Annotated in this window: 12 protein-coding genes; 8 read left to right on the forward strand and 4 right to left on the reverse strand. The window is 69.6% G+C overall.

The genetic code is table 11. The features are described 5' to 3' along the window. The first annotated feature begins 195 nt into the window (after positions 1-195). The 4 genes from ACFW6A_RS34070 (at position 196) to ACFW6A_RS34085 (ending at position 5359) form a co-directional block, all read left to right on the forward strand. The gene (locus tag ACFW6A_RS34070) at positions 196-1296 is read left to right on the forward strand and encodes a DUF5954 family protein (RefSeq protein ID WP_386645454.1); all 1101 of its coding nucleotides are present in this window, start codon (positions 196-198) and stop codon (positions 1294-1296) included. Positions 1297-1454: 158 nt separating this feature from the next. Beyond that, a complete protein-coding gene (locus tag ACFW6A_RS34075) occupies positions 1455-2042 on the forward strand; it encodes a hypothetical protein (RefSeq protein WP_386484843.1) in 588 nt (195 codons plus the stop codon). A 232-nt stretch (positions 2043-2274) separates the two neighbouring features. After that, the gene (gene lexA, locus ACFW6A_RS34080) at positions 2275-2961 is read left to right on the forward strand and encodes a transcriptional repressor LexA (protein WP_386484845.1); all 687 of its coding nucleotides are present in this window, start codon (positions 2275-2277) and stop codon (positions 2959-2961) included. A 274-nt stretch (positions 2962-3235) separates the two neighbouring features. Then, positions 3236-5359, forward strand: coding sequence for a pentapeptide repeat-containing protein (locus ACFW6A_RS34085; RefSeq protein WP_386645457.1), 2124 nt, complete (start codon positions 3236-3238; stop codon positions 5357-5359). 169 nt (positions 5360-5528) lie between these two features. On the opposite strand, the gene ACFW6A_RS34090 is transcribed toward ACFW6A_RS34085, so the two are convergent. Together ACFW6A_RS34090 and ACFW6A_RS34095 are read right to left on the reverse strand one after the other, a co-directional pair. Next, a complete protein-coding gene (locus tag ACFW6A_RS34090; protein WP_386484849.1) occupies positions 5529-6578 on the reverse strand; it encodes a helicase associated domain-containing protein in 1050 nt (349 codons plus the stop codon). Between the two features lie 426 nt (positions 6579-7004). After that, complete coding sequence (locus ACFW6A_RS34095) at positions 7005-9917, reverse strand: NACHT domain-containing protein (protein WP_386645460.1); 2913 nt, start codon at positions 9915-9917, stop codon at positions 7005-7007. A gap of 123 nt (positions 9918-10040) precedes the next feature. Between ACFW6A_RS34095 and ACFW6A_RS34100 the strand changes: the two genes are divergently transcribed. Both ACFW6A_RS34100 and ACFW6A_RS34105 read left to right on the forward strand, forming a co-directional pair. Continuing rightward, positions 10041-10250: a hypothetical protein gene (locus ACFW6A_RS34100; protein ID WP_386486282.1), complete on the forward strand. Its 210-nt coding sequence runs from the start codon at positions 10041-10043 to the stop codon at positions 10248-10250. 12 nt (positions 10251-10262) lie between these two features. Beyond that, positions 10263-11450, forward strand: coding sequence for a replication-relaxation family protein (locus ACFW6A_RS34105; protein WP_386486279.1), 1188 nt, complete (start codon positions 10263-10265; stop codon positions 11448-11450). A gap of 51 nt (positions 11451-11501) precedes the next feature. Here the strand turns inward: ACFW6A_RS34105 and ACFW6A_RS34110 are convergent, their stop codons facing one another. Next, entirely contained in the window at positions 11502-11732 is a 231-nt protein-coding gene (locus tag ACFW6A_RS34110; protein WP_386486276.1) for a hypothetical protein, read from the reverse strand. A gap of 995 nt (positions 11733-12727) precedes the next feature. Between ACFW6A_RS34110 and ACFW6A_RS34115 the strand changes: the two genes are divergently transcribed. Together ACFW6A_RS34115 and ACFW6A_RS34120 are read left to right on the forward strand one after the other, a co-directional pair. Continuing rightward, the gene (locus ACFW6A_RS34115; protein WP_386645463.1) at positions 12728-13831 is read left to right on the forward strand and encodes a hypothetical protein; all 1104 of its coding nucleotides are present in this window, start codon (positions 12728-12730) and stop codon (positions 13829-13831) included. An 89-nt stretch (positions 13832-13920) separates the two neighbouring features. After that, on the forward strand, positions 13921-14190 hold the full coding sequence (locus ACFW6A_RS34120) for a hypothetical protein (protein ID WP_386477282.1): 270 nt from the start codon (positions 13921-13923) through the stop codon (positions 14188-14190). Positions 14191-14282: 92 nt separating this feature from the next. Here ACFW6A_RS34120 and ACFW6A_RS34125 read toward each other — a convergent pair whose 3' ends face one another. Beyond that, positions 14283-14759, reverse strand: coding sequence for a hypothetical protein (locus tag ACFW6A_RS34125; RefSeq protein WP_386477279.1), 477 nt, complete (start codon positions 14757-14759; stop codon positions 14283-14285). Positions 14760-14794 lie beyond the last annotated feature (35 nt).

Below are 14794 nucleotides of genomic sequence, written 5' to 3' on the forward strand. Positions count from 1 at the left end.
CGATCTCCCACAAGCCGTCCGGAACAATCCAACTCCAAGTACCCCGCCCCATGCCGGTCTCAACGACCGCCTCACCACATAGGACACGGTCTTAGCCTCCGACCGCTACCGCCGTCATGCCTCATCGGCCCGGGACCGGCGTGGAATTTCGCGGAATCCGCGCTGCGAGTGCACCAGGGCCGGGACGATGGCGGCATGAGCGAACAGGACGCGGGGCCGGGAGATCCGGTGGTGGTGAGGGTTCCGGTGGAGCCCGTGGACGCCGTGATGGAGGCTGATGCCCGCGATGCCGTGGACCGCTACAGCGGCCTGGCGGTGCGGGGCCCGTTGTTCGGCGTCGCCGCACAGGACCCGCAGGACGGGCGGCGGTGGCGGGTGGTCGTAGAGGTCACCCACGGTTGTCCGCAGTACGCCCGCGACGCGCTGAACTCCCTGCTCTGGTTCCGGGCCAAGGACGAGGCGCCGAGCAGGCAGGAACGCCGCGCGCTGCTGGCGGCGGTCGCACGCCTGGAGACCGAGCCCGTCGACGAGCTCACCGTCCTGGGCACCCGCTACCGCGTTGTGCGGGCGGAGGAGTACGCGGCCGTCGACGAGCGCGGCGGTATCGAGACGCCGCGGCCGACCGACCCCGAACCCCTCACCCCCCACTGGGGCCCCGGCCTGCGCAGCGTCCGGGTCGATGACGGTCTCGTCCTCGATCCGGACGCACCCTTGTCCCCGCTGCAGGCGGCGGAACGCGTCGCCCTGCGCCCCCTGGCCTACAGCGGCATCCGCTTCCCGGACACGGTCCTCGCCGATTCCGCACGGGCCGTACAGAGCCATCCGGACGTCCTGCTGATGCCGGCGGCGTTCCTGATCACCGAGCGGTCCGGCGACGGCGAGTGGTCCGCGGGCAGCAGCCTCCACGCCACCGCCCACGACGCCCGCCGCACCCTGGACTTCGCCCTGACCTGGATGGAACCCCGCACCCGCGGCCTGATCCCCTACGACGCCGACCGCACCGCCGACGCCCGCAACCCACCCACCGGCACCACCGACGAGACAGCCGCAGAGCTCAAGGAATACGCGAGGGCCGCGGACACCCTGCGCGCCGGCCGCTGTGACCAGGTCGAAGCGGCCGGCACCGTCTACCGCATCACCCGCTCCCGACGCCTCCTGCGCTGGGGCCCCGACGGACCAGAGAGCCCACGCCCCTCCGACATCAGCCCCCACACCCCCGCAGCGCTTCACCCGTGCCTCGACGACGACGGCACCGTCCACGCGGACGGCCTCGCAGGCGAGGAACCTGTCCGCTGACACAGGCCAGGGCGCACGGGGCGGGCAGCCACCCGCCGAGCCCGAGCGGCGGGGCTTGGGGCATCCGTCCGGGTGATGGGGGAGTGCCGGGCATTTCTGAGGGGCAGGCTCCGGCGGGCCGGCCTGGAAGGTGCCGACGCCGAGCGGAGGAGTCGGAGATGGAGCTGGTGGTGGAGCGTCCGGCGATCGTGTGCCGGGTGTGCCCGAGCGCGAAGACCGACGTGGTCGCGGTGGAGGGCCGGCAGGTGCTGCGATGCCGTGCGTGCCGGAGGACCTGGCCGCCCTACGACACCTCCCCCTCCCCGGCCCCCGGCTACCGCGACGCCTACCGCACCGCCCCACCCGAACACGAGGAGGACGAGACCCTCACCGCCCTTCAGGCCTGCCTCGCCGTCGCGACCGCGGCAGCGAAGGCGGCCGGACAACGCCGCCCGGACCCGATGGCCCGCCGGCTGCTCCTGCTGCGCCGGGCCGCGCTCGCCGACCGCCGCGCCTACGCCACCGAACTCGACCACCTGCGCGGCGGCGCCACCGTCACCCAGACCGAGCACGCCCTGGACCGTGCCGGCGCCACCGCGGCGGCGCTGCGCGTCTTCGACGCGGAGACCGACGGCGTCTACGCCGCCGGCCCCCTACGGGCCGAACATCCGCTCTGGGACGACGAGCCCGATACCGGACGCGCCTACGTGCGCCAGGAGTACGCGGAGTGGAGCCGCACCGAGGACGCCGCCTTCTCCCGCGCCTGACCGCTCCCTGCGGCCGGGCGCCGCTCTCTGCCGCGGCGGGAAGGACCGGGGTCTTCCCGGCGGCAGCCAGAACCTCGGGGCCCGCACCGGGCCAGAACACCTCGCGTTGCCCACCACCTGGTGGGCCACAGCGGCAGGGCGGAGATGAGGGATATCGAATCAGTGTTCTCTTTGTGCGAGATGGCGGGTTAGTGTCCCCTTCAAGCAAAATCCCGCAGAGGGGAAGCACCACATGCGCGCCACCGAAACCGCAGGTCGGCCCGGTCGTCCACCCGGGATCCAGGTCGACCCCGATGGGCTGACGCCCCGGCAGACCGCGATCATCGAGTTCATCGAGCGCGAGACCAGCCGCCGGGGATACCCGCCCTCCATGCGCGAGATCGGCGCTGCGGTCAAGCTCCGCAGCACCTCCTCGGTCGCGCACCAGCTCCTGGCGCTGGAACGGAAGGGAGCGATCTACCGCGACCCCCGCCGCCCCCGCGCGTACAGCGTCCGCACCCGCTGGACCGAGGACTTCCCGCACGCGCCGACCACGCCCGCGCCAGTCACAGCCGCTGTCCCCCTGGTCGGCCGGATCGCCGCCGGCGCCCCGATCCTGGCCGAGGAATCGGTCGAGGACATCATGCCCCTGCCCCAGCAGCTGGTCGGCGAAGGCCGGCTGTTCGCGCTGAAGGTGGTCGGCGACAGCATGATCGACGCCGCCATCTGCGACGGAGACACCGTCGTCGTCAGGCAGGCCGACAGCGCGGACCACGGCGACATCGTCGCCGCCATGCTCGACGACGAAGCCACCGTCAAGCGCCTGCGCCGCGAGGACGGCCACGTCTGGCTCATGCCCCACAACGCGGCCTACGAGCCGATCCCGGGCGACGACGCCGTCATCCTCGGCAAGGTGGTCACAGTCCTGCGGAGCCTGTAGTCCCTCGGACGGCCCCGCTGCGGAACACCCGCTGCTGACCGGAAGGCCGCGAGGGCGCCGGACCCCTCGGGAGGGGCGAAGAGGGGCCGGCGCCAGCTGGCGGAGAGCAGCGGTCCTGTACGCCGCTCCACCGCGACCGTACGAGACCTCCTCGCAGGGCGCAGCTCCTGATGAGCCGCCAGAGGACGTGCGATCCTCTGCGAACCGACTCCAAGGAAGCGCGGGGACTGATAGACCCGGTGATCGACAGTGCCTCGCTTCTGGAGCCGCCACCATGACCACACCCTCGCCCCCGTCCTGGCCATACTGCGCCCGCGGCGCCGGCCCCGCCGATCCCCTCGGTTGCCGCGGCATCCATGTCCCCGGCCACACCGCCTGCCTCGCCCACCTGCCCGACACCGACCGCGACGCCTACCTGGCCAGCCTGGCCCCCGGCGCCAACATCAACCACTGCGGCACCCCCTTCACCGAAGACCTCCTCAACCGCCTTTTCGACGCCGTCTGCCACCCCATCACCGGCAACCCCCGCCTTGGCGTCGCCCGGTTCGAGGGGGCGCAGTTCTCCGGCGTCGCCCGGTTCGGCGGGGCGGAGTTCTTCGGGGGCGCCCGGTTCGAGGGGGCGCAGTTCTCCGGCGTCGCCCGGTTCGAGGGGGCGCAGTTCTCCGGGGACGCCCGGTTCGAGGGGGCGCAGTTCTCCGGGGACGCCCGGTTCGAGGGGGCGCAGTTCTCCGGCCTCGCCCGGTTCGAGGGGGCACAGTTCTCCCGCACCGCCCGGTTCGAGGGGGCGCAGTTCTCCGGGGACGCCCGATTCGACGGGACACAGTTCTCCGAGGACGCCCGGTTCGAGCGGGCGCAGTTCTCCGGCCTCGCCCGATTCGACGAGGCGCAGTTCTCCGGGGACGCCCGATTCGACGGGGCGCAGTTCTCCGGCGCCGTCTGGTTCTACAGGACGCAGTTCTCCGGGGACGCCCGATTCGACGGGGCGCAGTTCTCCGGGGACGCCCGATTCGAGAGGGCACAGTTCTCCCGCACCGCCCGGTTCAGGGAGGCGCAGTTCTCCCGCGTCGCCTGGTTCGGGCGGGCAAAGTTCTCCAGGGACGCCCGATTCGGCGAGGCGCACTTCTCCGGCGACGCCTGGTTCTACAGGGCGCACTTCTCCGAGGACGCCCGATTCGATGGGACACAGTTCTCCGGCGTCGCCCGGTTCGAGGAGGCACAGTTCTCCGGCAGCGCCTGGTTCGGCGGGGCGCAGTTCTCGGCGACTTCGGGATGGGGACCGGTGGTGTGCGGAGGGCTGGTGGATTTGTCGGGGGCGGTGTTCGAAGCGCCGGTGACGCTGGAGATCTCGGCGAGGAAGGTTGTGTGCACGCGGACTCGTTGGCAGTCGACCGCGACCGTCCGGGTCCGTCACGCTGCCGTGGACCTCGGCCACGCGGTGCTGGAGGCCCCTCTCGCCGTCACCGCCCACCCCACCCCGTTCACCGCCGTGGGCGGCACGCTCCTGGACGAGGGCACGCTGTCGGGGAGCGGGGCGGTGCGGGTGGTGTCGGTGCAGGGCGTGGACGCCGCGCACCTGGTCCTGACCGACACTGATCTGTCCGACTGCCTGTTCTCCGGGGCCTTCCACCTTGACCAGCTCCGGCTGGAGGGCCGCACCGTCCTCGCGCCCACCCCCACCGGCTGGCATCGCAAGCGCATAGTTCCCGTCCACTGGACCCGCCGGCGCACACTGGCCGAGGAACACCACTGGCGCGCGCAGACAGCCGGACAGCCCCCAGCCACCGCCGGCGCTCCGCCGGAGCCCCGCCGGTGGCGTACCGGTCCGCACCACCCCGACCCCGCCCGGACCCCAGACCCCGACGACGTCGCCGCCCTGTACCGGCAGCTGCGCAAGGCGTTCGAGGACGGCAAGAACGAACCCGGCGCCGCCGACTTCTACTACGGCGAGTGCGAGATGCGCCGTCACGACCGCACCGGCACCCCGAGAGCCGAACGCTGCCTGCTGTGGGCGTACTGGCTCCTCTCCGGCTACGGCCTCCGCGCCGGCCGCGCCCTGGGCTGGCTCGCTGCCGCCATGCTCGCCACCATCGTGTTGCTGATGGCGTTCGGCCTGCCGACGTCGTCACCGAAACAGGAAGCGACCGGCACGGTCCCGGCGGGCGGCGGGACCGTCACCTTCGTCATCGACAAGCAGGACCCGAAGAACCCCACCGGGGACAGGTTCACCAGCAAACGCTTCGACAAGGCCCTGAACGTCACGCTCAACTCCGTGGTCTTCCGCTCCAGCGGCCAGGACCTCACCACCACCGGCACCTACATCGAGATGACCTCCCGCATCCTCGAACCCACCCTCCTCGCCCTCGCCGTTCTCGCCATCCGCGGGCGCATCAAGCGCTGACGCTGGCCAGGAAGCCGACTGCCGCGGCGGCCATGAGCGGACGTCCGGCAAGGGCGGTTCGCCCAGGTCGCCACAGGCCGCGAGACCAGCTTGGCGCGGTCGGCCCGGGCACGCCGCCGCACGGCATCCCGCACCCGCTGCTCCGCGGCCTCCTGGTCGCCCGCGCTCATCACACCGCCCCTTCCGCGGCCGCCCACTCCAGCCCGAGGTCGGTGAGCGCGGCCCGCCGCTCGGGAGCGAGTCCGGCCTGCCGGGACTTCGTGTTGGACAGCCAGACCCCCAGCTTCACCTCGACGCCGCCCGCCAGAGCCTCCACGTGGCCCCTGGGGACGGTCACGGAGCCCGTACGGGCCCGGTACTGGGCCAGCGCCGCTACGCCCCGCTCGAAGGCGCCACGGGGCGCCTGGGCGGCCGCCGAGGCTTCCTCTTCGGCCGCGGTCTCGATGGTGGGCGGGGCCTCGACCTCCGGGGCGGGCGGGACGACGCCGACGTCCTCCAGGCGCTCGCGCTGCCCGTCCGTCAGGGCCGCCCACACCTGCGGCCGGCGCTGCTGCGCGAGCCACCGCCCGATGTCCATCCCGTGGACCGTGACGCCCGGCTCCACCACGGCCGGCCCCTCCTCGTCGCGCACCAGGTCCCGCAGCGCGCCGAAGTGCCGCTGCCACACCACCGGCCACGACGGGTTCCAGTCCTCGTCCAGCTCCGCGAGGGCCGCCGCCCACTCCGGCCGCCCCTCCAGCGCACCGGGCCGCCGCAGGTTCGACAGCCACTGACTCACCGGCCGGTCCAGCACCATCGCGTCCCTCGGCGCGCACAGCGTCCAGTGCTTCGCCATGTACACCCGCGCCGCCGCCAGGTTCTCCAGGAACCGGTCGTCCGCCGCCTTCCACGCCATCCCCAGGGCCTCCAGGCGCCGCGCCCGCGTCCCGTTCATCTGCCCCGCCTTGTAGGCCCGCCGCTGCTCCGACACCCACGCCCCCAGCGGATACGAGCCCTCCCGGTGGTCGTACGGCACCTGAGCGTGCCCCTCGCGCTGAGAGAACTTCTTGAGGTTCGCCCAGCCGCGCGCCCAGTCCTGCCGTTCCGTGTCGATCACGTTGAAGCTGACCCAGTCCGCGACCATCCCCGGGTCCCGCTGCGACGAGAACCGCAGCAGCAGACGCGATTCCTCCTCGCCCTCCTCGGGCGCATCTCCGAGATAGGTCGACGGCTCCACCATCGCTTTCTGAGGCTCCTGCGGAATCGCCAGCAATTCCACCGCCTCCTCGTCGTGCGCCCGCAATCCCTCAAGCACCCGCACCAAAGCACGGTAAGAACCGGAGGTGAAAATGTCCTCCGGCGTCTCACCCGGCGCGAGAAAAATGGGAACGATCAAAGACGCCAATTTCCCCTGCCCCGGCTTCTGCCGCAGAGCCCGCCCGATCGCCTGCACGATGTCGTGCGGCGCCCCCTTCGGGTCCAGCAGCGCCACGGAGTCCACCGCCCGCACGTCCATTATCTAGAGGCGGGGAGCGCGAGCGACGTTTGTTCTGGTTGCTGGGAGAGGGTGAGCCTCGCAGGGTAGGGCGAGCAGAGCCGCGTGGCCTGACGGTACTTCACGGGGGGCTATGGACTGCGTTCGCGCGCATGGGAGCTGAATGGCGATTCAAGTACCTGCTGTTCGGGGTCGTGGATATATGCGAACAGTATCTGAGTCAAATTCTTCCAGGCCGACGATGCTCTCCGCATAGTGCAGAGATACTTGCAGTCCTTCGATTCGTTTAAGGGGAGTGATGTCGGTGGCGTCGGGTAGCGATGCGCGACAGTTGACGAAAACGCTCTTCAGGTTGGGGAATGCGTCGGGGACCAGGTGTAGCTGCGCATCTGCATCGAGGGGTGACAAATTCAGGTGTGTCACGTGGGGTATGGGTGCGGTCTGCGCGAGATCGTACTCGGAAATATAGAGTTCCGTTAGGTGTGGTAGGGAGGAGATTTCTCTCCACTCTGCAGGTGTCGGTCCCGAGTTGATCACCAAGCTTTTCAGGAATTGCCACTTGGAGACGCCTCGCAGGGGCGTATCAATCCAACGGGCTAGGCGCAGTTCAGTCAAGTCCAGAGGTGCGGGCATCTCCTCCAGGCTGCCCCACGGCAGGCGGGTGTAGAGAGCAAGCTTTGTGAGTTCCGGCAGTGAAGCCAGAGCGTCGAAGGAGGATTCGTCTGGAAACTGCAAGAGGTGCAATTCTGACAGTGATAGCCCCGCAAGGTCATCGATGTGTGTGAGTTGGCTGCACTCGGATAGGGCGAGTTCGTTCAGCGCTGGGAGTTGGCGGACAAATTTCAAATCTGTCAGCAATTTTCCGGAATAGATTCTCAGTGTATGGGTGTGCTCGGGGGAGATATGCTCGATCATTTCTTCTGCGGTGAAAGCTTCTTGAAACGTGACATCGTAAATGGGGGCCAGTAGCCGCAGGGCGTTGCGCTGCTCATGAGTGTGTACGACTAGAGGTAGGCAGTCCCTGAAGGGGAGCAGGATGTCCCGTGCGTATGGGTCAGAATCGAAGTTCTTCCAGCCGTTGACGAGTTCGTAGGGTGCTGACTCATGAGCCAGTGACTGAGCGAAGCGGCTGAGGAAGGCGTAAGCATGGTCGCCGCCGATGGTGGCGGCAGTCTGGATGACGGGGCCTACTTCGTCGTGTTTCAGGCCTTGGGGTCCCGGCAGTAGATCCAGGATGCCTGGCCCGAGCGCGGCCAGTGTCGTCGCCTCTTCCGGGGAGCGGGGAGGCATCAGGACACGCGCCCGTTGTTCGACCAGTCTGCGGACGTCGGGTTCGATTTCGGTGGCGTACTGCAGGCTGGCGGCTGCCAGGAGGTGGAGTCTGTTCCTGTGTTCGCTTTCAGCGTCACCGCGTTCTACGAGGCGGCGGAGTAGATCAGCGCTTTCGGCTGGGCGGGCGTGGGCGACGGCCATGCGCAGGACGTCTTCCAACTGGTCGTCGTGTGCGTTGTTGACCAGCAGGGGGAAGTCGTGGACTTCGATGGCGGCTTTGGCCCCGAGGTAGTCCTGGAAAGTGCGGTGGACGAAGTCGATGGTGTCCGCGGTGGGCTGGCGCAGGAGCCCGCTGCGGCCGACCAGGTGGGTCAGGACCTGGTCGGCTGTGCCCTGCTCGGCCACGGCCTGCATGGCCGGCAGCGCGTTGTCGACCAGGGCCATGGCGGTGGCCCGTTCCATCTCTGTCTGGCGGTTGCGGATGAGCCAGTAGGCCAGGCGCTGCAGTAGCTGGACGCTTTGGTGTTCGGTGAGCTGAATACCTTCTGGGACATCGATGCTGCGCTCGAGGTCGCGGCGCACGAGCAGCATCGACAGTGCTGCCTCGTAGAGCTCCATGCGGCTGTGGGGCAGGTGACCGCGGCGGTCCCGGTGCAGTGCGCAGATCAGCGCGCACATCAGGGGTGTGCTGGACAACTGCGCCAGGTCACGTTGAGCACGCACTGTCACCTGGAGCGCTGCTTCTAGATCATTCAGCTGTGACCGTTCGGCGTCGGTCGCTGCACTGTGCCGGGCGGCGGTATGCCACCGGCCGACGAAGACTCCAATGTCAGCGGTACTCATGGGCCGTACTGACAGTTCGGTGAAGTGCGACGAAGTCAGCCAGCCTTCTGGTACAGCGGACGGACGCGTGGTGACCACGAACCGTGCGTCCCTGTAGGCCGCCAGGAGCCGCTCGAGCCAGTCCCGCGTGGCGCCCCGGTGCTCTTGAGGAACCTCGTCGATGCCGTCGACCAGGACGAGTGCCTCGCCTCTGGCGAGTACGTCATCGGCCCAGCCTTCAGGTTGTGAGGCGGCCAGGGGGTTGCCGACCGCAGACAGGAAATCGTGTGGCTCTGGAAGGGGTCCACGCCTCACCAGCGTCCGCAGCGGCAGGATGAACGGAATCCGCCCCCGCCAGTCTGCCAGTTCTGCCGGCAGTTCATCGCGCGCCGTGGCGACAGCCAGCCACTGCAGCAGTGTTGTCTTTCCGCTGCCGGCGAGCCCTCGCAGAAGAACGCGCCGGCAGTCGGCCAACGCGTGCTCGGCACGCTTCACCACGACGGATGGCCGGTTCGATTCCTCGCTGCCTGCAGGCCAGTCTTCCGGCCGCTCCGCCAGTTCCAAGCTCAAGTACGCCGCGTCCAGCGGCCAGCGCGCACGTTCCGGTCGGCTCAGGTCCAGCCCTACGACGGTCAGCTGGGAATGCCGTTCCGTCACGTAGCTGAGGTACCGCTCCTCGAACGAGGGCTGCACCTTGGGCCGCACCGGCCTGCGGGTGACTCTCCTTGGAGAGCCCTGGTACACCTGGGGTACGCGGGCAGCGGCTTCGCGAAGGGCCAGCAGCGGGCCCACATCCGCCCCCAAGGCTTTCGCCAGGGCCACCAGTGTGGTCTCGGAGGGCACCACTTGGCCGTTCAGCGCCTGGCTGACCGTTGTCCGCCCCAGCCCGGTCCGCTGCTGCAACCCACCCATCTGCAGACCCCGCTGCGCCCTGAGGGTGCGCAGCAGTAGCGCGAGTTCCGCCAGCGGATCCTCGTGCACGTCCCCCATGTCCTGCTTCTCCGTCTCCCAGGCGACCGTCTTCGTTCATCTTTGTTCGCCCTGAACCCCGGTGAACACCAGAACCGCGAAATTCACCGAAGTCCCCGTCGTCGGTTGTCCTGGGAAGAAGGCATGAACACCTCATCCATTCACCTGATGCTCCTGGTCCTGCTCCTCGCGGTCGTCGGTCTCTTCTGCATGCTCGTAGGAGCAGCGGCCGGTCTGCTCGCTCGTATCGACGGAGCCACCTATGCCACCGCTCTGCTGCGCGGTGCCGTGGCCTTTGCGGGCAGTGCCACCCTGTCCCTGGCGCTGCTGACCTTCGTCCTCGCGGTGCTGTGAACCGAGGATGCTTTGTCCTCCTACCTGCAGGCGAGAGCAACAGCGCCCGCCCCTGGCGGGGACCGGCTGCGCAACCTCACCCCGATGGGCCTGAAGGCCGCCGCTCGCGAGCTGGGACGGCCGGTGGGGAAGATGGGCGACACGGCCCGCGGCGCCGGCCGCACCGGAGCCTCTCACCCGATGACGGTCAACGAGGCCGTGCTCGCCCTGCTGCGCCCGAAGCCGGACCTCGCCGAGCTCACCGGCGAGCCGGCCGACGTCCGCGCCACCGCGCAGGCCGCTTTCGACGCGCCCGCCGGCCTGGGCACCATCGCCTCCTACGCGACCGAGGTGGCGCTGCCCGCGACCGGCACCTGGTCCAACCCGGGCAAGGGCGGCGCCCAGGCGGACATCGTCATCACCGCGCCCGAGGATGGGGTGCCGCTGCTGTTCGTGGAGATCGACAACTGCTTCGAGTCCGCTCAGGTCCTCGCCGCGAAGATCGACAAGTACATGCGGTTCTCCCAGCGGAAGGTGAAGGACATCGACGGCAAGGAGCGGCCGATGTGGCGCACCCGCTGGTGGGTGCCCGACGGCCGCCGCGGCGACCAGCCGCACCCGCCGCTGCTGCTCGTCTTCAACCGGATCGGCCCGCGCAACCCGGGCACCGTCGTCGCGCAGCTGGCCGGGCTGACCGAGCGGCACTGGAAGGGCACCGCGTACGAGGGCGGCTTCCACATGTACGACGGCAAGCTGCCCATCATCGTCACCGGCATGAAGCAGCTCCAGGAGCACGGCCCGGCCGGAGCGGTCTTCCGCCGCTTCGGCCGGCCGCACAACCAGACGCTCCTCGAGGCGATCGGCAACCCGCGCCGCGAAGCCCACGACGCCCGCCAGCAGGCCGAGTACGACGCCCGCCAGCGCGAGCACCAGGAGGAGCTGCGCCGCATCGCCGCCCAGCACAAGGCCGAGAAGGAGGCCCGCCGTCCGGTGTGTGCCGACTGCGGCACCCGGTTCACCGACGAACGGTGGAAGGCCATCGAGCCCGCCGGGTGGAGCGCCCCGCGCGAGACCCACCCGCACCTGTGCGACGACTGCAAGCAGCGCGCCCACGCCGCCGAGCGCCAAGCCGTGCAGGCCGTGCCCGAGCATGAGAAGCACGACCGGGCCGTGCCCGAGCGGAAGGCCGGCGGCACCTGGCTCTCCCGCTTCCGCGGCTGACGTCCGGATCGAGAGCACGGTCGGGCAGGACGTCCTGCCCGACCGTGGCGGTTACTCCCAGGGCCGCAGGGCGTGCCGCAGGTCCCTGAGCCAGTCGGGCGGGTTGGTGAGGAACTTGTCCACCAGCCGGGCCGTGATGGACCGGGCGGCCCCCTGGGCGGCGCCCTGCGCTATCGCGGCGGTCAGGCCGGCACCGACAGCGGGCTGCTGCGGGACAGGCTGCTGCGGGACGGGCGCGGGGACGGGCGGCTGTGCGGGCGCGGGAACGTTGTCCCGGGTCATGATGCTGCTCCCTTGAGCAGAGGAATCGAGGACAGCGGACACCTGCTGTGGTGTCGTCCGCGTGGAGGTGGTGAGCGCCTCGCGGTCGGCGGTCCTGCGGCTCTCTGCGTGAGAGCGTCCCTGTGGGGTCGTAGCCCTGGCCCAAGGTTGCGTGTCCAGCGTAGCGGCGATCGGCGCGAATGGTGCCCCGGGCGTCTGGCGGGTGGTCATCGGTACTGCCTCCAGCGTCAGTTCGACATGGCGGGCGGACAGTGACAGGACTCAGGTGCTTGCGTCTCGTCCTGGCGGGCACGGCTTCTTCAACCCGCAGGGGCCGAAGGCCGGGATCCCGGCAGCAGCGACCGGGAGGAACGATCCCGGGGCACGAGGAAGGCCCGGACGCCTGGTCCGGGCCTTGAGCTGTCGAGGGATGGTGAGTGAGTCGACTGCCATGAAGGGAGTCGGCAACCTGTTCGTCTTCGCCACCGCCAACACCGGCCTTTGACCGGCCGACGGGTACAGGGCCTCCACCCACCACCACACTTACCACCGGCCTTACCAAGCCGCCGCGCACCGCTGTGACCTGCAAGGGTCAGTACTTGGGTTACTCCTCGCCCGCCAGGACCACGGCCGACCCCGCCCCCGCCACCCCTCTCGGCCCTACGCCCCGCCGCACCCGGGTAGGGTCGGGCACAGCCCGCGCCGATATGGCGTGCGCGGGCGAGGCCCGGTGCCCAGCGCGTTCTGGGAGCAGTACCACCGGGCCGCCCCTTCCTTTCCGCTCGGCCTGTCCGTACGGGTTGCGGGTCGCCTGCACGAGCCGTACGGGATGCGGCTGGTGAGTGCAAGTCACCATGGTGAGTCCGGCCGTGACCCTGATAGGTCCGCCCCCTGTTTTCCCAGGTGAACGGGCCTGCTGATAGGCGAGGCTGATAGGAGTTCGGGCCGCACTTACCACGCCGGAAGCTGAGCAAAATGTGCGACTTGCTCCGCCTGCGGTGTGCAAGCATGTGGCCATGAGCGAGCAGCATGAGCCGGAGCCGGAGCCGGAGCCGGAGCCGGAGCCGGAGCCGGAGCCGGAGCCGGAGCCGGAGCCGGAGCCGGAGGACGAGCCGGAGCCGGAGTCGGAGGACGAGCCGGATGGCGAGGCAGATCTTTCCCGCATTGGCCTGCCAGATTTGTCTGGTATCTACGTTCCGGACCTCTCCGGCGTCTACGAGTCGATCCTCAATCCGCTGAGGCCGTACCTCGAATATCAGAGCCATCTGTCCAGGTTCGCCGCTGAGGCCGCTCGCCTTTCGAAGTTTGCCGTCCCACGCGTAGCCATCCCGACTCCGGGGCTCACCACCGCGATAGAGGCCATGCGTTCCCAGGTCGCTGACCTGACCGGCTTCAACGACGCGATCACACAGGCCCTCGAACCGATTACGTCGGCGTATTTCCAGACCGCGCGTTGGCATCAGGTCTTCTCGTCGATGGCCGAAGCGGCCCGGAGTATCTACCCGGAGAACCTGCGAGAGGTGACACCCGGGCTCGACGAGATGGAGACACTTCTCGTCGACGAGGGAATCCCACTCATGTGGGTTCCCGGACCGGGCACCGTTCAGGCTCTACTAGGAGCTCCTGATGGTGCTGCCCGCCGACGGCTCATCGGGCAACGTTGGAAGGGCATCACCAACGACTGTGAGGACGTTCTCGAAGAGGTCAAGCACCCAGCCCTCCAGGATGCCCGCAGCTTCGCCCTGGACGTCGTGAACGCATTGCGGGATGGACACACCAGCGCGGCCCAGGCCCTGGCGGCCAACCTGCTCGACTCCGTCCTCCAGCGCCACCTCAGTAGCGCCCTGCGAGTCCAGCTCACGCGGAACGACTTCAAGAAGGATGGCGTCAAGTTCAAGCTGGACGCCTACAAGTTCAAGGTGGCCTGCACGTTCGCCCCCGTCTGGTACGCGCATGCCAAGTACTACCCCGCCAAGGGGGACGCGATCCCCCGCACGTTCGGCAGGCACCCCAGCACCCACGGCGTCTCCAAGACCCAGTACTCGCGCATCAACACTGTCTACGCCCTGATGCTCGTCACCTCGGTGATCAAGCTGTTCGACACCGAGCTGCCTCGCTGAGACGAGTTCGTCCGCCGCCGGCGGCGGACAGGCGCGATGGGACCACGTACAGGGCCCGGCTGTCGGTGGTGGCTGGGAGGCTGAGACCCATGGACAGGGATGAGGAGTTGCTGCGCGGCCGGGTCTACGGCGCCGACCACGACCACCCGGGCCCGCTCCCGCACCGCGACTACGTCGAACTGGTCGGCGGCCCGCTCGACGGGCTGCTGCTCGACATCACCGGCTGGACAGCGGACGAGATCCAGACCGGCGTCGCCCTGACGACGGAGCTCGGGCAGTTCGGCGCCGGCGTCCGCGCCCTGTACGACCCGCGGCCCGGCGAGCGGAACCGCTGGGATTGGTCCGGCGACACACCCTGACGCCGCGTCCGGGCACGCTCAACTTCGGCTGACCGACGACAGCGGGGCAGGACAGGATCACCCTGCCCGGCCCCGCTGCCCGTTCCGGCTGCTCACCGGCTGAGGCGGATGCCTGGACCCCACGCGAACTCGAGGTCGTCTAGGAAGACGGTCTCCAGCTCCTTCTCCCACTCGCTGCGCAGACCGAACGGGTTGGTCTCCATCCGCTCCAGGATGACCAGGGTCTCCGGCTGCCCGATCAGTGCGTACCGGCCGTGGGAGGCGGGCTGACTGCCCGGCCCGTACGCGCGCAGCAGTTCCTCCAGGCGGGCGCGGTGCTGCTCCACGAACGCCTCCAGGCGCTCGATGTAGCCCTGGCGTTCTTCGGTGCGCACCGTGCGCAGCGCGACGTCCAGGAACTCCCCATCCGGCCAGTGCCGCGTCCCTGGGGCGGCCAGGGCCCACGGGGAGCGTTCCGCAGTCGCCAGGACGTCTTTCGCGTCCAGCGCCGGAGCCGGGGCCGGGTCCTCCTCCACCGGGTCCTCCTGCGGGGCGGGGGAGGAGGGCTGCTGGAGGTGGGCGAGGAGCATGGCGCTGGACGCGGCGCGCCCTCGCCCGGTGGTGG

This window comes from Streptomyces sp. NPDC058758, assembly GCF_042746075.1.
In the GTDB taxonomy this organism is placed as follows: Bacteria; Actinomycetota; Actinomycetes; order Streptomycetales; family Streptomycetaceae; genus Streptomyces.

Coding starts and splice junctions, on each gene's coding strand:
- ACFW6A_RS34070 (WP_386645454.1), top strand. CDS start 196: ATGAGCGAACAGGACGCGGGGCCGGGAGATCCGGTGGTGGTGAGGGTT.
- ACFW6A_RS34075 (WP_386484843.1), top strand. CDS start 1,455: ATGGAGCTGGTGGTGGAGCGTCCGGCGATCGTGTGCCGGGTGTGCCCG.
- lexA (WP_386484845.1), top strand. CDS start 2,275: ATGCGCGCCACCGAAACCGCAGGTCGGCCCGGTCGTCCACCCGGGATC.
- ACFW6A_RS34085 (WP_386645457.1), top strand. CDS start 3,236: ATGACCACACCCTCGCCCCCGTCCTGGCCATACTGCGCCCGCGGCGCC.
- ACFW6A_RS34090 (WP_386484849.1), bottom strand. CDS start 6,578: ATGGTGGAGCCGTCGACCTATCTCGGAGATGCGCCCGAGGAGGGCGAG.
- ACFW6A_RS34095 (WP_386645460.1), bottom strand. CDS start 9,917: ATGGGGGACGTGCACGAGGATCCGCTGGCGGAACTCGCGCTACTGCTG.
- ACFW6A_RS34100 (WP_386486282.1), top strand. CDS start 10,041: ATGAACACCTCATCCATTCACCTGATGCTCCTGGTCCTGCTCCTCGCG.
- ACFW6A_RS34110 (WP_386486276.1), bottom strand. CDS start 11,732: ATGACCCGGGACAACGTTCCCGCGCCCGCACAGCCGCCCGTCCCCGCG.
- ACFW6A_RS34115 (WP_386645463.1), top strand. CDS start 12,728: ATGAGCGAGCAGCATGAGCCGGAGCCGGAGCCGGAGCCGGAGCCGGAG.
- ACFW6A_RS34120 (WP_386477282.1), top strand. CDS start 13,921: ATGGACAGGGATGAGGAGTTGCTGCGCGGCCGGGTCTACGGCGCCGAC.
- ACFW6A_RS34125 (WP_386477279.1), bottom strand. CDS start 14,759: ATGCTCCTCGCCCACCTCCAGCAGCCCTCCTCCCCCGCCCCGCAGGAG.